Consider the following 18,379-nt stretch of genomic DNA (forward strand, 5'->3'; position numbering starts at 1 on the left):
CATGCCGAAACCGCAAGTCCAGCCTGCCCCTGACGCCGAAGCGCGGCCGCGGTCGCATCTGTTCTATCTGTCCAGCCTGCGCCGGCCGCTCGTCGATCGCGCCGAAGGCATCTATTTCTGGACCAAGGACGGCCGCCGCTTCATAGACGGATCAAGCGGGCCGATGGTCGCCAATATCGGCCATTCCAACCGCAATGTGCTCGACGCCATGAAGCGGCAGATGGACAAGACCACCTTCGCCTACCGGCTGCATTTCGAGAACGAGCCGGCCGAGGAGTTCGCACGGGAGTTGGCGCGAAGACTTCCCGAGGGAATGGACCGTATTTTCTTCGTCTCCGGCGGCTCAGAAGCAACGGAATCCTGCATCAAGCTCGCCCGGCAATGGGCGGTCGCCACTGGCCAGCCCAAGCGCTGGAAGGTGATCGCACGCTTCCCCTCTTATCATGGCGGCACGCTTGGCTCGCTCGCGGTCACCGGCGATGATTCCCTGGCCGAAACCTTCAAGCCGATGATGCGGGCGATGCCGACCGTGCCGGCACCGACGGCGTGGCGCGACCGCGACAATCTTTCGATGGAACAGCGTGGCATTCGCTATGCCGACATGCTGGAGGAAAAGATCCAGACGGAAGGCCCGGAGAATGTGCTGGCCTTCATCATGGAACCGGTCGGCGGGGCAGCGACGGCTGCGCTAGTCGCGCCCGACAGCTATTATCCGCGCATCCGCGATATCTGCGACCGCTACGGCATCCTTCTGATCCATGACGAGGTGATGAGCGGCGCCGGCCGCACCGGCAAATTCCTCGGCGGCGACCACTGGAACTGCAGGCCGGACCTGGTCGCGCTGTCGAAGGGGCTGGGCTCGGGCTACGCGCCGCTCGGCGCGCTGGCAGCACCGAAGCGGCTGGTCGAGCCGCTGCTTGCCGCCGGCGGCTTCCAGCACGGCCACACCTATGCCGGCAATCCGCTCGCCTGCGCCGCCGGACTCGCAGTGCTCGGCGAGATGGATCGTCTCGACCTTATCGCGAACGCCGCCGCGATGGGCGACGTGCTGATCGGCGAACTGAGGGCGTTGCAAAAGCGCTTTCCCTTCATCGCCGACGTGCGCGGCAAGGGTCTGCTGCTCGGCGCCGAGATGGTTGCCGATCCGGAGACGCTGACGCCGATCGCGCCGGGCAAGAAGGCGACGCAGCGCCTGCTCGACCTCGCCTATGAACGCGGCCTCATCATCTACGGCCGCAAGGTCAAGGGCGGCGTCGACGGCGACAATTTCATGGTCGCGCCGCCGATGATCATCACGCGCGAGCAGATCGGCGAGATGATCGCCATCATCGGCGACTCGCTGGCAGCGCTCGCCGCCGAACTCGACCTGCCGGTCGAAACCTGAAGGGGTAGAACAAGATGGCGACGAGAAAAGTCATCATCACCTGCGCGGTCACCGGCTCGGTGCATACGCCGTCCATGTCGCCCTATCTGCCCGTCACACCAGACCAGATTGCCGCAGACGCAATCGCCGCCGCCGAAGCCGGCGCCTCGATCCTGCATCTGCACGCCCGCGATCCGAGGGATGGACGGCCGACGGCCGACCCGGATGTGTTCATGCAATTTCTGCCGCGCATCAAGCAGGCGACGGATGCGGTGATCAACATCACCACCGGCGGCTCCTCATTGATGACGCTCGACCAGCGGCTCGCCGCACCGCTCCGGGCCGAGCCCGAAATGTGCTCGCTCAACATGGGCTCGATGAATTTCGCGCTGTTCCCGATGCTCGACAAGCCGCGAGAGTGGCAGCACGAGTGGGAGCCGAAGCTGCTCGAAGCCACGCGCGACACGATCTTCAGGAACACGTTCGCCGACATGGAGACGGTGCTGGAAAAGCTCGGCAAGGGCTGCGGCACGCGCTTCGAGTTCGAATGCTACGATGTCGGCCACCTCTATTCGCTGGCGCATTTGCGCGATCGCGAGCTGGTGTCGGGGCCGCTGTTCCTCCAGTTTGTGCTCGGCATTTTAGGCGGCATCGGCCCCGATCCCGACAATCTCATCCACATGAAGCGCATCGCCGACAAATTGTTCGGCGACAGCTACCAATTCTCGGTTCTCGCCGCCGGCCGCCACCAGATGCCGCTGATCTCGATCGCCGCCGCCATGGGCGGCAATGTCCGCGTCGGGCTGGAGGACAGCCTCTACGATGGGCGGCAGTTGGCCAAGTCGAACGCCGATCAGGTGCGGCGCATCCGCTCGGTGCTGGATGGCCTGTCGCTGGAGGTCGCGACGCCCGCGGAAGCGCGCGAGATGCTGGCACTGAAGGGCGGCGACCGGGTGGCGTTTTGAAGTGCGGTGGGGTGAGATGATAGCGCCCAGTCCTACCCCCCTCTGGCCTGCCGGCCATCTCCCCCTCAAGGAGGGTGCCTTGGCGCCTTGCCTGTCGTGAGTACAGTCAACATCAGGCTCGGCCGTATCGACGACGCCGAAACCATCCATGCCGCGCTGCTGCGGATGAGCGCCCATATCGGCGCGCATCAGCAGATCACCTCGACAGCGGATGACCTTCGCCGCTACGGCTTCGGCGAAAAGCCGGCCTTCTCCGCCCTGATCGCCGAGGTGGACGGCGAGTTCGCGGGGCTCTGCCTGCACTTTCCGATCTTCTCGACCTGGATGGGCCGGCCTGGCGTCTATGTTCAGGACCTCTATGTCGAGGACCGCTTTCGCGGCCGCCGGATCGGCGAAAAACTGCTGCGGCGCGTGGCGAAGGAATGTCGCGCTGAAGGCGGCGTCTATCTCCGGCTCTCCGTCGACACCGACAACGAAACCGCCAAGGCCTTTTATGAAAGGCTGGGCATTGGCTGGTCGAGCTACGAACAGGCGCAGAAAATCGCTGGCGAGGCGTTCTTCGCCTTTGCGGATGCACCAGAGGACAATGCATGAAAACCTATTATGCCGAGGAACAGAAGCGCCACGATCCCAAGGCTTTTCTCTCCAGCGGCGCCCAGCAGCCGAATCCGGAAAAGGCGGAGCGCATCGAGAGGTTGCTGGCCGGCGCGAAAGCCGCCGGCTCGACGATCGAACGGCCGCGGAACCATGGGCTGGCTCCGGTCGCGGCGGTGCACACGCCCGAATATCTCGACTTCCTTGAGCATATTTTCGAGCGCTGGCAGCGTATCGAAGGCGCCTCGGCGGAAGTCATCCCCAACATCCATCCGATCGCCCGTGGCGGTTCCTATCCCGCATCTGCCGTTGGCCAGGCCGGCTACCATATGGCGGATACCGCCTGCCCGATCTCGGACGAAACCTGGAACAGCTCGCTGTGGAGCGCCTGGAGCGCCGTTGAGGCGGCCGAAGCGGTGATGGCGGGCGCGTCTTCGGCCTACGCGCTCTGCCGTCCGCCCGGCCACCATGCCTTTGCCGACGTCGCCGGCGGATTCTGCTTCATCAACAATTCGGCGGTCGCTGCGCAGGTGCTGCGAAGAAACGCGGCGCGTGTGGCGATCCTCGATGTCGACTTGCATCATGGCAACGGCACGCAGGGCATTTTCTACGCCCGGCCGGATGTGCTCACCGTCTCGTTGCATGCCGATCCGGTGCGCTTCTATCCGTTCTTCTGGGGGTATGCGGATGAGCGCGGCGAAGGCGCCGGCCTCGGCTACAATCTCAACCTGCCGCTGCCGCGCAAATCCGGCGACGCTGCGTTCCTCGAAGCGCTCGCGACCGCCTTCCGGCGCATCCGCGCCTTCGCGCCGGAGGCGCTTGTCGTGGCGCTCGGGCTCGATGCTTTCGAGGGCGATCCGTTCGCTGGCCTTTCCGTCACAACGCCCGGCTTCTCGCGCATCGGCGAGGCCATTGTCGGGCTCGGCCTGCCGACGGTGATCGTCCAGGAGGGCGGCTATCTGTGCGACGCGCTCAGCGACAATCTCACTGCTTTCCTGACCGGCTTCGGCGGCAAGCAGCGATGAGCAATTCCAGGAAAAGTGCGTAGCGGTTTTCCGTCCGGAATTGCGTGAAAGCAACGTGGCTCAGGCTCGCTGCTGCCTCAGCATGGCCACGACCCGGCGCACGCTTTCCAGCGTCTCGTCGATCTCGTCCGCCGTGTTGTAATGGGCGATGCCGATGCGCACGACGCCCTCGCCGGCCGGAATGCCGAGCTGATGGACGATCTCCCAGGCGTAGTTGTGGCCTGACCATAGGAAGATACCTTCGGCATTCATCTGCCGCACGATCGTCTCCGGCACGATGCCCTCTACGGTGAACGACACGGTCGGCACGCGTTCGCCGATCCGGCCCGGATCGGTGATGCCGTGGATGGCCAGGCCGGAAATACCGGACAGGCCGTCGATCAGTTTCTGCGCCAGCGTGTTTTCGTGGGCGATCGACACTTCGAACGCCCTGGCGATCCGTTGCCGCCGCGCGCCGCCCTCGCCGGCCGCCGCACCGAGATCGGCGAAATAGTCGACAGCGGCGGTGAGACCGGCCATCAGCTCGATCTGCGGCGTGCCGAGCTCGAAGCGTTCCGGCAGGCCGTTTGACGAGCAGCGGCATTTGTAGGGCTTGAGCGTGTCAATGAGGTCGCGTCGTCCCCACAGGATGCCGATGTGCGGGCCGAAGAATTTGTAGGCCGAGCACACCAGGAAATCGCAGCCGAGCCCCTGCACGTCGACCAGGCCGTGCGGCGCGAACTGCACGGCATCGACATAGACCAGCGCGCCTGCCTGCTTGGCTACGGCCGTCAGCGCCTTCACCCGGTTGATCGAGCCGGTGAGGTTCGAGGCATAGTTGAGCGCAACGAGCCGCGTCCTTTCCGAAAGCAGCGCGCGCAATGCCGCCTCCTCAAGCAGCCAGCTTTTCTCGTCGAACGGCAGGAGGCGCACGACGAGGCCAAGGTCCTCGGCAAGCTGCAGCCAGGGCGAGACATTGCCCTCATGGTCCATGCGCGTGACGATGATCTCGTCGCCGGGCTTCATGGCGCGGCCGAGCGTGCGCGACATGTGATAGGTCAGCGTCGTCATGTTGGCGCCGACGATGATTTCTTCTGGGCTCGCGGCACCGAGGAAATCGGCCATCGCCGCATGCGCGTCGTCGACCACCGTCTGCGCGGCGACCGTCGTTTCGAAAAAGCCGCCGAGATTTGCGTTGGTGGTGAGCAGGCATCGCGACACCGCGTCCGCCACCGCTTGCGGCACCTGGGTGCCGGCCGGGTTATCGAGATAGATGCGACGGCGGCCCTTGTCGGTCAGCGACAGCGCCGGAAATCTTCCCCGCACGGTTTCGATTGGAAAATTCATTGCTGTCCCCTCCCTTTTGTTATCGTTGGACAATTCTGATCAAGGACACGGATTGCCGACGCGCTGATGAACCGCATCGACCGCCTTCTGCATCTCCTCGGTCCATCTGACCTCGACCGAGGACAGCGCCATTTCCAGCTGCCAGATGGCCGTCGCGCCGATGATGTTGGAGGTGACAAAGGGCCTGCTCGAGACATAGGCATTGGCGAACATCGCCGGCTCCATGCCGAAGGAGCGCGCCAAGGTGTTGTATTCGAGCAGGACTTGCGCCGCATTCGGCGTCTCGTAGCGCTGGCCGCGGTTGAAGAGCTGCGAGCGCGAGCCTTGCGGGCGCGCGCCGTGATCGTATTTGCCGGTTAGATAGCCTTGCGCCAGCGGCGAATAGGGAAGGAAAGCAATCTCCTCGCGCTGGCAAACCTCGGCCAGGTTCACCTCGAAGGTGCGGTTGACGAGGTTATAGGCGTTCTGCAGTGACACGGGCCGCGGGCCGATGCCCCTGTAGGCTTCGGCAAGGTAGCGCATGACGCCCCAGGAACTCTCATTCGACAAGCCGAAATGTCGGATCTTCCCGGCCTTCACCAGCTCGTCGAACACGCCAAGCGTCTCGGCGATCGGTGTCTCGCCTGATGGAGCGCCTTCGGTGTCGGCCCGTCGCGCCACGGCGCCGACGCGGGTCGGGTTGGCGCCCCACGGAATATCCCGTTCCGGCCAATGGATCTGGTAGAGATCGATGTAGTCGGTGCCGAGCTTGGTCAGCGACTTCTCGACCGCATCGAAAATATCGGCGCGCGCGAGCTTGGACGGGCGGTCGCCGCGAAACCAGGTGTTGCCGGTGCGGCCGACAACCTTCGAGGCGATGATCACCTTGTCGCGATTGCCGTTGGCCTTCATCCAGCTGCCGATGATCTTTTCGGTCCGCCCCTGCGTCTCCGCCTTGGGCGGGATCGGGTACAGCTCGGCCGTATCGATGAAATTGACGCCGCGCTCAAAGGCCAGGTCCATCTGCGCATGGCCTTCGGCCTCGGTGTTCTGCTGGCCCCAGGTCATTGAGCCCAGGCAGATCTGCGACACAAGAAGATCGGTCCGACCGAGACGGCGTTTGTGCATGGGGGTTTCTCCGGCGGGGAACTTTGCGCGACGGCGCGGGGAGGAAGCCCGAGCATACTGCAAAGCGCGGGTGTTCTCCAACCCGGTCCAGACGACTTTTGCGTGAACTCTTAAGGGCTAGGGCCGGGCTCCGGCCATGGCGCGCCGCTTCGCTTCATCGATCAGCATGTTGGCCACCTGCATGCGGATCATGGCGCGCTGGCGCAGATGCGGGGCAACGCGGTCCGGGTGGTTGGCGAAAGCGAAACTGCGCCGCATGCGGCCAAGGTCAGCGCTCTTCACCGGATGATCGAGGCCAAGTTCGGCAGCGATCGCGTCGGGGTCGATCGGCGGCAGTTTTTCCTCCGGCCTTGCCTGCTCGCCGGCCAGCGCCAGCTTCGCCTGATCGAGCAGAGCGGCGAACTCGGCGGCGAGGTCGGCGCCGGCTTCACGATATTCGGCCGCGAATGTCTCGCCGGAAACCTTGATGCGGCCGGAATGGAGCTCATCGGCCACCGAGAGATAGTCGAACGGAATGGTCGGCCGCGCCGCCGCCTCCTCGCCCGCCTCGACCTTGTCGGAGGCAACGAAGAGATCGTCGAGCAAGGACGCGAAATCCCGCTTGGCTCCGGTGCCGATGTCAGCCTCCCGTCTCGTCAAGCACATATGTGAGACGGTCGCACCATAGAGCTTGCTCGTTAAAAATGAATGCCTTCGACGTTATCCAGTTTAGCCGTTCGCATAGCAAAAAAGCCGGACTGCATTCATGCAGCCCGGCAAGGTCGCCAGGAGTGGCGAGGAAAAAGCCGGCAACGTGCCGGCACCACGCCTACGTTCGACAGACCGTAAAAGTTTCAAAAAAATCGATTGTGACGAAAGAATCGTCCGGGCATGGCTGCCATGCAATTGCTGCACTGCACAATTTTAACATTCGCCCTATATGTTTGAGTCGGGAGGACCAACTAGGGGCCATGGATCATGGGGTTCTTCACCGAAATGTTCGCGCGGCCGCGGCCGCAGGACCATCAGCGCTACCGCGCAGCCTTGGCGCTGCTGCATTCAATGAGCAATGCCGACCGCGCCGACATCGGCATCAAGCCAGCCGATTTCCCGCGCATCGCGCGCGAAATGTCCACGCGCTGAGTCTGTCCAGCAAGAGGTTTCCCGGCAGCACCGGGAAACCTCAAAACTTTCAACGTCCAAGGAAAACCGCCTTGCCGAGCGGCACGCCATTGTGCCGCAGGATGTCGTAGGCCGTGGTCACGTGGAAATAGAAGTTGGGCATTGCGGCGTAGAGCAGGTATTGCGAGCCCGGCATCGAGATCTCGCGCCCGGTCAGCCTGAGTTCGATCGTCCGCTCCGCCGAGCCATCGAGGTCGGCTGCCGAAAACGTCGCCAGATGATCGACCGTCTTGGCGATGCGGACCTGCAGGTCGGCGAAACTCGCCTCATTGTCCTCGTATTTCGGCACTTCGCGGCCGGCGAGCCGCGACGGCGCGCCCTTGGCGTGATCGGTGGCGATCTGCACCTGCCTGGTCAGCGCGAACATGTCGGGGGCCAGCCGCGCGGTCAGAAACACCTGCGGGTCGATCTTGCGATCGGCTGCGTTCTGTTCGGCCAGCGACAGCACCTTGGAGAGTGATTTCAGCCTGGCCGAAAACACCGGCACCGAGGCGTCATACATCGAAATCGTCATGTTGCTTTCTCCTAGTCGAGCGACGGGAGCTAGCGCTTCCACAGGCGATTCTTCAAGCGTCACCGCGCCGCCGCAATCACCATGCTAGGTTTCCCTCGAGTGGAGGATCCCGATGAGACGCGCGTTTCTTGCAGCGACCACTTTTTTCGCTATCGCCATGGCGGGCCAGCAGGCGCTCGCCGCCGACCCACCCTACATCGACGACCGCTCGGATGCCGCTTCAGTCATCCGTTCGCTCTACAGCGCCATCAACCGGCATGAATTCGCCCGCGCCTGGGGCTACTATGGCGATACCAAGCCGGCAAAGGATTTCGACGCGTTCGTCAAAGGCTATGACGGCACCGATACGGTCGAGGTGAAGACGGGCGCGGTATCCGACGAGGGTGCGGCCGGCAGCATCTACTACAATGTCCCGGTCGCCATCCAGGCGACCGACAAGAAGGGCGAGGCCAAGGTCTTTGCCGGCTGCTATACGCTGCGCCAGGTCAACGGCCAGATCCAGGAACCGCCGTTCCAGCCGATCTTCATCGACAAGGGCGCGCTGAAGCCGTCGACCGCCGATTTCGAAGAGGCCGTGCCGGCAAGCTGCGGCGACGGCCCGCCGCCGCCGAAGAAGGACGAGGCGCTGGAGCAGGCGAAGAAGGCGTTCGCCGCCACCTATGCCGGCCAGTGCGACAAGGAGCTGTTCGAGCAGGAGCCCGAGCTGTTTTCGATCAAATACAAGGACAAGAGCGCTGCCGAAGGCGACCCCGAGCGGGAAACGCGGCTCGCCCATTTCGCCTGCTCGGCCGCCGCCTACAATGAAAGCTCTATCTACTACATCTACGACGACGTCTCGGGCGTTAGGCAGTTGCAGTTCGCCGAGCCCGAAATGGACATCCGCTACGTGAACAACGACAGCGACGGCAAGGTGGAGAGCCTGCACGTCGTCGGCTTCCAGGCGACAGGCTGGGCCGTCAACTCCACCTATGACGACGCCACCCAGACCATCACCACCTTCAACAAGTGGCGCGGCGTCGGCGATGCCTCGTCGTCGGGAACCTACCTGTTCCGCAACGGTGATTTTTCCCTCGTCCAGTACGACGTCGATGCATCATACGACGGCGAGCAGAACCCGCAGACCGTGGTCGACTACAACACCGCGCCCTGAGGCAATCCCGGTATCACGTCACGGCGCCTTGGACAGCATCCAGTTGAGCGTGCCGCGCCAGTCGGTCATGCGGATCGGCGTGCCATGGGTGCCGGTCTCGAAGCGGACGAAGCGGGTCGGATACGGATAGGCTTTCGATCTGGCGATGATGGAGCGGAAGAAGGCTTCCTGCTTTTCCACGGGAAATACCGGGTCCTTGCTGCCCTGACCGAAGAAGACGGGCACATGGCGCCTGAAGGCTGGACTGGCGAGAAAGCTCTCGTCCCACAGCGAACCGAGCAGCAGCAGCCCGTCGATGCGTCGTCCGGTGTCGTTGCGCGCGGCAAGCTTCCAGCACAGCGATCCGCCCATCGAGCCGCAGGCGACGAAGACCTTCGCGCCCGGGGACTTCTCGGCGTAGTGATCGATCAGCGCCGCAACCTGGGCGGCGCCCTTGTCGCCGAAATCGGGGAAGTCCGGCGACAGATAGAGGCCGCCATTGGCGGCCATCAGATTCTTGAGGCGGTTGAAATTGCCGCCGAAGGTAAAGTCGTCGACACCTTGCTTTCGGCTGCCACCCTGCCCGTGCAGGTAGAGCACGATGATGCCGGCGCCCTCGGTCTTGCCGACGGCGACATGCCTGACATCGCCGGCGTCGGTCTTCAGCAACAGGTCCTGCTGCAGCTTGCGCACGCCGGTGTCGGTATATTCGCCATGGACGCGCTTTTCCGGCACCTCGTCGCGCTGGTTGATGTCGCGCATCTCGCGATAGTCGATGACGGTGTAGGCGCCATTGTCGCCGGACGACAGCGTCGCCGGATAGGCGAACAGATCGTCCTTGTAGGGTTTTAGCTCGAGAGCGCCGGCATCAACGGCGGACAGCGAAAGAGCGATCGCGGTTAACAGGGTGCGGGAGACTTGAAAGCGATTGGCCATGCCGCAGGCATGCGTTTTTCAGCCGCGCTTTGTCAATCCTGCAGCACACCGCCGGCGCCTTCCACCGCCTCGCGCGTGTCGACATCGACCGAGGCCGCCTTGCCGATCTCGACATCGACGACATCAAGCCCCCCGGCTTCGACCAGGTGGCGCGCGCCGGTGTCGCCTTCGAGGTGGGCGATGGCCCCAAACAACGAACGAGGCAGCAGGACCGGGTTGCCGCGCCGGCCGTCGTGGGCGGCACGCACCACCGAGCGGCCGCCGGATCTGCGGAAGGCTTCGATCAGCCGGTCGAGATCGGCGGAGGACACGCCGGGCATGTCGCCAAGGACGATCATGGCGCCGGCGGCCTCGGCCGAAACCCTGGCGATGCCCGCCTTGAGAGACGAGGACAGGCCGTCGGCGAAATCGGGATTGTCGGCCAGGATCACATCGAGGCCGGAAAGCGCGCCGCGCACCCGCTCTCTTTGATGGCCGGTGACGACAATTGTGTTTGCCGCCCTGGAACCCAGCGCTCTCTCGGCGGCGCGGCGCACCAGCGGCTTGCCGTCGAACAGTGCCAGCAGCTTGTTCGGCCCGCCCATGCGGCTGGAGCGCCCCGCCGCCAGAAGCACGATCTCGACCTTCGGCCGGGCTCTCGCAGTCGCCGGCTCACGCGGCTGCGGCCGGGTCGGTATCTCCATCAGCAGCCCGCCGACGCCCATGCCGGCGATATCGCCAGCCGTCACGTCGAGGCCGGCGATCAGCCGGTCGAGCACCCAGTCGAAGCCGTTCTCCTTGGGGCTGCGGGCGCAGCCAGGCGCGCCGATGATGCGTTTGCCGGCAAGCGTGCCCAGCACCAGCAGGTTGCCGGGATCGACGGGCATGCCGGCGCGGACCACGCTGCCCCCTGCGTGTTCGATCGCCGCCGGGACGACGTCGGCGAAATCGCTCATCGCCGAGGCGCCGAAGATCACCACCATGTCGTTGTCGCGGGCGAGCGAGGTCGCCGCTTCCGCGACGGGCGCGACCTCGTGCGGCGTGCGGCGCTCGGCGGTCAGATGGCTGCCCGAGCGCGTCAGGCGCGCTTCGGTGATGCGCAGCGTCTTGTCGAGCACGCTCGGTTTGACGCCGGGCAGCATCGTCTGGATGACGCCGATCCGCATCGGCCGATAGGCGTTGACTGCAAAGATCTCACCATCGGTGCAGATCCTTGCCGCCCGATCGACCAGGCTGCCGGCGACGGCGAAGGGAATGATCTTGACCGTAGCCACCACCTGGCCTTTCTCGACCGGCGCATGCTGCGCCAGCGTGGCGATGGTGATGGTCGGATCGATGGCGTTGATGGCGTCGATCATCGCGCGGTCGACGGTGAAGACGCCGGCCGCCTTGGCGTGGAGATTGACCCGGCCGGTCGCGGCGGGCCTGGCCTCCACGTTGCGATGGCTCATGCCGGCGGCGATCCGTTCCGCCGCGGCGTCCTCGTCGAGATCGTCGGGCGCCAGCACGGCCGCGACCACCTCGGAAATGCCGGCCGCTTTCAGCACCGACAGGTCATCGGCGCTCAGCCTGTGCGCCTTGCGAAAGCGCCGCTCTCCGGCCTCTGTGGCGTGCGCCAGCACCGCGCCCTCGGCCTCATCGATCGGAACGGGACCGAATTTCACGCCACGGCGCCTTTTGCTTCGAGGCCGCGCGAACGGAAGGCGTGGATGGTCTGCGCCAGCACCGCGACGGCGATCTCGGCCGGACTTGCCGCGCCGATATCGAGGCCGATCGGCGCATGGATGCGGGCGATCTGGTCGGCGCTGGCACCGAGCGCCAGCAGGCGTTCCACGCGCTTGGCGTGCGTCTTCCTGCTGCCGAGAGCGCCGACATAGAAACACCTGGCGTCGAGCGCTGCCTTCAATGCAAAATCGTCGATCTTGGGGTCGTGGGTGACGGCGGCAAGCGCCGTGTAGCTGTCGAGGGGCTGGCGCGCCAGCACATCCTGCGGCCATTCGGCGTGCAGCGCCACATCGGGAAAGCGCTCCGGCGTGGCGAAAGCGGTGCGCGGGTCGATGATCTCGACGGGATAGCCGGCGATCCTGGCCATCGGCGCCAGCGCCTGGCTGATATGGACGGCGCCGATCACCACCAGGCGCGGCTGCGGCAGATGCACATTGAGGAAGAAGGTGCGCCCTTCCGCCTCGACCGAGCCGGAATTGCCGGTACGAAATGCCCTGGCGATCGCCTCGCCCAATTCGCCGGCGACTGGATCGCCCTCGCGCACGATGCGGTCGCGGCCGTCGCCGAGGTCGGTGACCAGGATCGCCGCGCGGCGGGCGCGGCGCTCTTCGTTCAATGTCTTGAGGACGTACGGGTCCATGAAAAAGTCTCTTGTTGGAGCATGATCTTGTCCGCAAACCGGTTCCCACTTTGCGGGATCATGCTCTAGCCCAGCCGCTCGACATACACCTTGATGCGGCCGCCGCAGGAGAGCCCCACCTGCCAGGCGGTCTCGTCGGCAACGCCGAACTCCAGCATCCTGGCCTTGCCCGAGCCAATGACATCGATCGCCTCGGTCACCACCGCTCCTTCGACGCAGCCGCCGGAGACGGAGCCGTGGAAATTGCCGTCGGCGTCGATGACCAGATGGCTGCCGACCGGGCGCGGCGCCGAACCCCAGGTCTCGACCACGGTCGCGATGGCGACATCCTTGCCATCCTTCATCCAGCCTTCCGCGATGATCAGGGGATCGCGGGCCTCATCGAGATAGATGCTGTTTTCCATGACTGCTTCTCTTGGAGTCTGTTTATGATCTGGGCAGTTCGCGCAAATCTATGCTCAATCAATCACCGCGACCGCGTCAACTTCGATCAGATAGTCGGGGGACAGGCTCGCCACGCCAAGCACCACGTCGGCTGGTTTGTGATCTCCGAACAGCTCTACCCGAGCCTTTTCGATGATCGGCAAGCATTCATCGCGATTGTAGTTGACGACATAGATCGTGATCCTGGCGACCTGCGCAGGCGCCGCACCGGCGGCGGCGAGTGCGCGGCCGAGATTGGCAAACACCTGGCGCGCCTGAGTCGCAAGATCACCACGGCCAACCAGCTTGCCATCCAAGTCTTCTGGCTCCTGGCCCGAGATGAAAACCAACTTGCTGCCTGTCGCAACGACAACCTGGCTGTACGTCTGCGGAACTGGCAGGTCCTTTGGGTTGATGCATTGGAGCGTCATTCATCGGGTCTCCTGTATGGTGGTCGCAATTTATCTGGGAGCCTGTTCTTCCGATGGATAGACATATGGCTATGCGGCGTGCCTGTCGCCAGCCGGCAGCCATCGACGCGGATCGACGGAAGCGGCCGGCCGCTGGTCGAGCGAGGCGCAGAGATCGGCCAACGCCTCGAGATTGTGCACCGGGCGGAACTCGTCGACATGCGCCAGCATCGCCTTGACGCCACGCGCGCGCGCCTCGAAACCGTCGAAGCGCAGCAGAGGGTTCAGCCAGATCAACCGACGGCAGGATTTGTGCAGCCGCTCCATTTCTTCCGAAAGGCCGGCGATCTCGTCGCGCTCCAACCCGTCGGTGATCAGCAGCACCACAGCCCCCTGCCCCAGCACGCGCCGCGACCACAGGCGGTTGAACTCGGCCAGCGTGTCGCCGATACGGGTGCCGCCGGACCAGTCCTTCACAGTCGCCGAGCACTCGGCGAGCGCGGCATCGGGATCGCGATGGCGCATCTGCCGCGTCAAATTGGTCAGGCGCGTGCCGAAGACGAAGGCATGCACGCGGCGGCGCTTTTCCGTCAGCGCGTGCAGGAAATGCAAGAAGATGCGCGTGTACTGGCTCATCGAGCCGGAAATGTCGGCAAGCACCACCAGCGGCGGATGCACCTCGCGGGCAGAGCGGAATTTCGGCAGGATCAGCGTGCCGCCGGTGCGCGCGGCCGACCGCATCATGGCACGCGGATCGATGCGCCTGCCTTGCGCGTCCGCCCTGAAGCGGCGCGTGCGGACCATGTCGAAGGGCAGCCGCAAGGCGGCGATCGCGTGCTTGGCCTCGGCCAGTTCAGCGGCGTCCATCTGGGCGAAATCCTTGCCGCGCAGCACCTCGTTGCCGGAAAAGGTGAAGCGGGCGTCGACCTCGATCTCGGGGATTTCCCTCGCCGGCTGGTTCTTCTGATGGCCCTCGAACATCGCCTGGCTGACGCGGGTCTCGGCCGCGCGAGGCTTCTGCTTCTCGCTGGTATTCAGCGCGACGGGCGAGAACATCGCCAGCATTTTCTCGATCAGTTCGCGCGATTTCCAGAACAGCCGGAAGGCCTCGTCGAAGACCGGATGGTCCTCGTGCCGGGAGACCAGCACGGCATGCAGCGTCCAGTAGAAATCATCGCGCGAGCCGATGCCGGCGGCAAGCACCGCCTCGATCGCATCCTTGACCGAAGCCGGCCCGACCCGCATGCCGGCCTTGCGCAAGGTACGGGCGAAGTAGACGATGTTGTCGGCGATGCGCCCGTCTTCCGTGGCCTCTGCGGGATCGGAACGCGGCGCCTTCATGGGCCTACTGCGCCGCCGCGAGCTCGGCCTTGACCTCGTCGAGGATGCGCCGGCCCTCGCCCGCGCCGATGCGAGCGATGTCGTCCTGGTATTTCAACAGCACGCCGATCGTGTCGGAAACTGTCTCCGGATCGAGCGCCACCTTGTCGAGTTCGGTCAATGCGCCGGCCCAGTCAATGGTTTCGGCGACGCCCGGCGCCTTGAACAATTCGATCTGGCGGAGCTTCTGGATGAAGGACACAACCTCGGCCGAAAGCCGGCTGTTGGCCTGCGGCACCTTGCGCCGTACGATCTCCAGCTCACGCTCTGCATTGGGATAGTCGACCCAGTGATAGAGGCAGCGGCGTTTCAGCGCGTCATGGATTTCGCGCGTGCGATTGGTGGTGATGATGACGATCGGCGGCTCCTCCGCCTTGATCGTGCCGAGCTCCGGCACCGTCACCTGGAAGTCCGAGAGGATTTCGAGCAGGAAGGCCTCGAAGGCCTCGTCGGTGCGGTCGAGCTCGTCGATGAGGAATACCGGGGCAGCGCCCGCCTTGCCGGTCAGCGCATCGAGCACCGGGCGGCGGATCAGGTACTTTTCGGAGAAAACGTTGCGCTCCATGTCGGAGCGCACGACCTTGCCGGCCGCCTCCTCCATGCGGATCTCGATCATCTGCGCGGCGTAGTTCCACTCGTAGACGGCGGAGGAGACGTCGAGCCCCTCATAGCACTGCAGGCGGATCAGCCGGCGGCCGAGCGCCTCGGCCAGCACCTTGGCGATCTCGGTCTTGCCGACGCCGGCCTCGCCCTCGAGGAAGAGCGGCCGCTTCATGCGCAATGAGAGAAACAGCACGGTGGCCAGCGAACGGTCCGCCACATAGTCCGCGCCGGTCAGGAGATCGAGCGTCTCGTCGATCGTCCGCGGCGCCGGGCGCGGTTTCAAGCCGGTCATTCCATCTCCGTAGAGTCAGCCATCAAGGCACCTACAGGGCGCGATAGCCGCGACCGTGATAGATCAGCGGGCGCAAATTATCGCCGATGCGCAGGCCTGTCACCTTGCCAAAAAGCACACGGTGCGTGGCGAGATCCTTGGTGTCGATCAGCTCGCAATCGAACACGGCAAGCGCCCCTTTCAGGGTCGGCGCGCCGGTCGAGATCACGTCCCATTCGCCCAGCGCAAACCGTTCCTCCACCGGCAGGCCGGTCATGCCGGAAAAGCCGACTGACAGCGGCTCCTGATGCGATGCCAGCGTGTTGAGCGCGAACCTGCCATTCGCAACAAAAGGCTCGTTCTTGGGATTTTCGCGGTTGAGGCAGACGAGCACGGTCGGCGGCGTGTCGGACACCGAGCAAGCGGCGATAACGGTCGCGCCTCGTCTGCCGGCGGGGCCGTCGGTGGTCACCACGTGGACCTGGCCGGCAAAATGGGCCATCGCGTCGCGATAGGCCTGCGGCCCGATGTCGTTCTTCTTCAGCACAGATGATTTTCCTCAGAACCCACCGTTATATATGGCGGCATATTGCTAGCCACAAGCGAAGTGCTTGACGCATATCCCGAAATTCGCGTTGCGCCGAGGGCGGGCAGCCTTTAGGTCTTGGCGAAACGGGTGCCGGCAAACCTACCGCCGGCGCGGGAGGAACGCTTCGCTCACATGCGACCCCTGGTGACGATATTGGCGGTGCTGGCCTCGATTGCTTTCGCCGGCAACGCGGGCGCCGAAGACCTCGTCGTCGGCGTTGCGGCCCCCTCTCCGGCCCTTCGGCGATCCTTGGCAAGCAGGTCGAAGCCGGCGCCGGGCTGGCGGCGGAAGCGAACGGCGCCGAGATCAAGACGCTCGATGACGCTTGCACCGCGGACGGCGGAGTCGCCGCGGCACGCGACTTCGCGGCGGCGAAAGTCGATGTGGTGGTTGGCTTCCTTTGCACCGAGGCGATCGAGGCGGCACTGCCGATCCTGAAAGAGGCTGGCATTCCTGTCATCACTGTCGGCGTGCGCACCGAAAGCCTGACCGACCGGCGCGCCAAGACCGGCTGGCCGGTCTATCGGCTCGGGCCACGCGGCGATGACGAGCGCAATGCCGCTGCCAGGATCCTGACGCATCTGTGGCAGAACGAACTCTTCGCCATCGTCGATGACGGCACGATCTACGGCCGCGAGATCGCCGAGACGTTCAGGGCGGCCGCCGAGCAGGCGGCGCTGAAACCGGTGTTCGTCGACACATTCCGGCCGCAGCTCGACAACCAGATCGGCCTGATCGGCCGGCTGAAAAAGGCCGGGGCAACCAAGGTGTTCGCCGGCGGCGACGGCGACGACATCGCCATCATGGGTCGCGATGCCGGCTCGCTCAATGCTGGCATCACTCTCGCCGGTGGCGAAAATCTGCGTACGCCCCCCGGCAATGTGCCCTATGCCGCGGGTACGCTGATGATCGCTCCGCCCGAATGGGCCGAGGCCGCCGATCCCAAGGTGGTGCAGGCTTTCGCGGAGAGAAGCGTCATACCGGAAGGCTACGTGTTGCCGGCCTATGCCGCGGTCGAGATCGCCAAAGCTGCAACCGCTGAAGCGGAAAGCTCGGGCAAGCCGCTTGCCGAAGCGCTCACCGGGCGTGACTTCGCGACTGCGATCGGGCCCATCCGGTTCGACGACAAGGGCGATCTCAGCCAGTCTCCGTTCCGCGCCTTCCGCTTCGATGGAACGCGCTTCGTACCGCTGGAGACGAAGTGATGTTCCGCGCCGGCCCGCGTAACCTGATCACCGATGTCGCCGGCCTCAGGGTCGGCAACGCCGCAGACGCCAGGTTGAAGTCGGGGGTGACGGCACTGCTTTGCGACGACCCGGCGGTGGCGGGCGTGCAGGTGCTGGGCGGCGCGCCGGGGACGCGTGAGACCGACCTTCTGGAGCCACAGAATTCGGTCCAAGAGATCCATGCCATCGTGCTTTCGGGCGGCTCGGCCTTCGGCCTCGACGCCGCCTCGGGCGTGCAGGCGGCCCTGCGCGAAAGAAACATCGGCGTCGAGGTCGGCGGCTTCCGCGTGCCGATCGTGCCGGCGGCGATCCTGTTCGACCTGCGCAATGGCGGCGACAAGGGCTGGGGCCGCTACCCGCCTTATCGCGACCTCGGCTACCAAGCCGCGCAAGCGGCAGAGGCCGACTTTGCATTGGGCACGACCGGCGCCGGCACCGGCGCATTGACGTCGGGGCTCAAGGGCGGGCTGGGCTCGGCTTCGACCGTGCTCGAAAGCGGAATCACCATCGGCGCGCTCGCCGCCGTCAACCCAACCGGCTCCGTCACGGTGGGCAGGACCCGCCACTTCTGGTCAGCACCCTTCGAGATCGGCGACGAGTTCGGCGGTCTCGGCTATCCTTCGCCGATGCCCGCCGACGCAAGGAAGATCCTGTTGAAATACCGCGACAAGCAGTTCGGCGGCCAGGGGGATGCTGGCGGCAACACCACCATTGCCGTCATCGCCACCGATGCCATTCTGACCAAGGCCGGCGCCAAGCGACTGGCGATTTCGGCGCATGACGGCTTCGCGCGCGCCATCTGGCCGGCGCATACGCCTGCCGACGGCGATCTGGTCTTCGCACTGGCGACCGGCAAGAGCGGCATCGAGCTCACCGCCGACGCGGCCATCGATCTCTACGCTACCGCCGGCGCCACCATGGCGCGCGCGATCAGCCGCGGCGTCCACGCCGCGACGCCGGCTTCGGGCGATCTGTTTCCAGTCTGGTCGTCGCGCTGACTGAGGCCTGGCGGA

At 64.9% G+C, this 18,379-nt stretch carries 19 protein-coding genes and 1 pseudogene; 8 read left to right on the forward strand and 12 right to left on the reverse strand.

Going from position 1 to position 18,379, the window contains the following annotated elements:
• Position 1 precedes the first annotated feature (1 nt).
• The 4 genes from EJ073_RS05445 (at position 2) to EJ073_RS05460 (ending at position 3,947) form a co-directional block, all read left to right on the forward strand.
• Positions 2-1,384: an aspartate aminotransferase family protein gene (locus tag EJ073_RS05445; RefSeq protein WP_126054810.1), complete on the forward strand. Its 1,383-nt coding sequence runs from the start codon at positions 2-4 to the stop codon at positions 1,382-1,384.
• 14 nt (positions 1,385-1,398) lie between these two features.
• On the forward strand, positions 1,399-2,328 hold the full coding sequence (locus tag EJ073_RS05450; protein ID WP_126054811.1) for a 3-keto-5-aminohexanoate cleavage protein: 930 nt from the start codon (positions 1,399-1,401) through the stop codon (positions 2,326-2,328).
• A 96-nt stretch (positions 2,329-2,424) separates the two neighbouring features.
• A complete protein-coding gene (locus EJ073_RS05455) occupies positions 2,425-2,922 on the forward strand; it encodes a GNAT family N-acetyltransferase (RefSeq protein ID WP_245455473.1) in 498 nt (165 codons plus the stop codon).
• Complete coding sequence (locus EJ073_RS05460; RefSeq protein WP_126054813.1) at positions 2,919-3,947, forward strand: histone deacetylase family protein; 1,029 nt, start codon at positions 2,919-2,921, stop codon at positions 3,945-3,947. The genes EJ073_RS05455 and EJ073_RS05460 overlap by 4 nt, the downstream gene beginning before the upstream one ends.
• Before the next feature lie 60 nt (positions 3,948-4,007).
• On the opposite strand, the gene EJ073_RS05465 is transcribed toward EJ073_RS05460, so the two are convergent.
• The 3 genes from EJ073_RS05465 to EJ073_RS05475 form a co-directional block, all read right to left on the reverse strand.
• Positions 4,008-5,273 (reverse strand): cysteine desulfurase-like protein, encoded by a 1,266-nt coding sequence (locus tag EJ073_RS05465; protein ID WP_126054814.1) that lies wholly within the window; start codon positions 5,271-5,273, stop codon positions 4,008-4,010.
• A gap of 39 nt (positions 5,274-5,312) precedes the next feature.
• Entirely contained in the window at positions 5,313-6,380 is a 1,068-nt protein-coding gene (locus EJ073_RS05470; RefSeq protein ID WP_126054815.1) for an aldo/keto reductase, read from the reverse strand.
• A gap of 117 nt (positions 6,381-6,497) precedes the next feature.
• Positions 6,498-6,965, reverse strand: coding sequence for a hypothetical protein (locus EJ073_RS05475; RefSeq protein ID WP_126054816.1), 468 nt, complete (start codon positions 6,963-6,965; stop codon positions 6,498-6,500).
• A 372-nt stretch (positions 6,966-7,337) separates the two neighbouring features.
• Between EJ073_RS05475 and EJ073_RS05480 the strand changes: the two genes are divergently transcribed.
• The gene (locus tag EJ073_RS05480) at positions 7,338-7,502 is read left to right on the forward strand and encodes a hypothetical protein (protein WP_126054817.1); all 165 of its coding nucleotides are present in this window, start codon (positions 7,338-7,340) and stop codon (positions 7,500-7,502) included.
• Positions 7,503-7,551: 49 nt separating this feature from the next.
• On the opposite strand, the gene EJ073_RS05485 is transcribed toward EJ073_RS05480, so the two are convergent.
• On the reverse strand, positions 7,552-8,055 hold the full coding sequence (locus EJ073_RS05485; RefSeq protein WP_126054818.1) for a DUF1993 family protein: 504 nt from the start codon (positions 8,053-8,055) through the stop codon (positions 7,552-7,554).
• Positions 8,056-8,167: 112 nt separating this feature from the next.
• Here EJ073_RS05485 and EJ073_RS05490 point away from each other — a divergent pair, with 112 nt between their 5' ends.
• Positions 8,168-9,205, forward strand: a complete 1,038-nt coding sequence (locus tag EJ073_RS05490) for a DUF1176 domain-containing protein (protein WP_126054819.1) — start codon at positions 8,168-8,170, stop codon at positions 9,203-9,205.
• Positions 9,206-9,223: 18 nt separating this feature from the next.
• Here EJ073_RS05490 and EJ073_RS05495 read toward each other — a convergent pair whose 3' ends face one another.
• From EJ073_RS05495 to EJ073_RS05530, 8 genes are all read right to left on the reverse strand, one after another.
• Positions 9,224-10,120, reverse strand: a complete 897-nt coding sequence (locus tag EJ073_RS05495) for an alpha/beta fold hydrolase (protein WP_189347331.1) — start codon at positions 10,118-10,120, stop codon at positions 9,224-9,226.
• Between the two features lie 32 nt (positions 10,121-10,152).
• Complete coding sequence (locus tag EJ073_RS05500) at positions 10,153-11,763, reverse strand: molybdopterin-binding/glycosyltransferase family 2 protein (protein WP_126054820.1); 1,611 nt, start codon at positions 11,761-11,763, stop codon at positions 10,153-10,155.
• Positions 11,760-12,464, reverse strand: coding sequence for an XdhC family protein (locus EJ073_RS05505; RefSeq protein ID WP_126054821.1), 705 nt, complete (start codon positions 12,462-12,464; stop codon positions 11,760-11,762). Before EJ073_RS05505 ends, EJ073_RS05500 begins: the two co-directional genes overlap by 4 nt.
• A 65-nt stretch (positions 12,465-12,529) precedes the next feature.
• A complete protein-coding gene (locus EJ073_RS05510) occupies positions 12,530-12,868 on the reverse strand; it encodes an XdhC family protein (RefSeq protein WP_040593291.1) in 339 nt (112 codons plus the stop codon).
• 54 nt (positions 12,869-12,922) lie between these two features.
• Complete coding sequence (locus EJ073_RS05515; RefSeq protein ID WP_126054822.1) at positions 12,923-13,318, reverse strand: RidA family protein; 396 nt, start codon at positions 13,316-13,318, stop codon at positions 12,923-12,925.
• Between the two features lie 69 nt (positions 13,319-13,387).
• On the reverse strand, positions 13,388-14,638 hold the full coding sequence (locus EJ073_RS05520) for a VWA domain-containing protein (RefSeq protein WP_126054823.1): 1,251 nt from the start codon (positions 14,636-14,638) through the stop codon (positions 13,388-13,390).
• A 4-nt stretch (positions 14,639-14,642) separates the two neighbouring features.
• Positions 14,643-15,572 carry a MoxR family ATPase gene (locus EJ073_RS05525; RefSeq protein ID WP_126054824.1) on the reverse strand — a complete coding sequence of 310 codons (930 nt, stop codon included), beginning with the start codon at positions 15,570-15,572 and terminating at the stop codon, positions 14,643-14,645.
• 31 nt (positions 15,573-15,603) lie between these two features.
• Positions 15,604-16,098 (reverse strand): flavin reductase, encoded by a 495-nt coding sequence (locus tag EJ073_RS05530; RefSeq protein ID WP_126054825.1) that lies wholly within the window; start codon positions 16,096-16,098, stop codon positions 15,604-15,606.
• 174 nt (positions 16,099-16,272) lie between these two features.
• On the opposite strand from EJ073_RS05530, the pseudogene EJ073_RS05535 reads away from it, so the two are divergent.
• Positions 16,273-17,345, forward strand: a pseudogene (locus tag EJ073_RS05535) (branched-chain amino acid ABC transporter substrate-binding protein).
• A complete protein-coding gene (locus EJ073_RS05540) occupies positions 17,345-18,364 on the forward strand; it encodes a P1 family peptidase (RefSeq protein WP_126054826.1) in 1,020 nt (339 codons plus the stop codon). The pseudogene EJ073_RS05535 and the gene EJ073_RS05540 overlap by 1 nt, the downstream one beginning before the upstream one ends.
• The last annotated feature ends 15 nt before the right edge of the window (positions 18,365-18,379 follow it).

This window comes from Mesorhizobium sp. M4B.F.Ca.ET.058.02.1.1 (genome assembly GCF_003952505.1).
GTDB lineage: Bacteria > Pseudomonadota > Alphaproteobacteria > Rhizobiales > Rhizobiaceae > Mesorhizobium.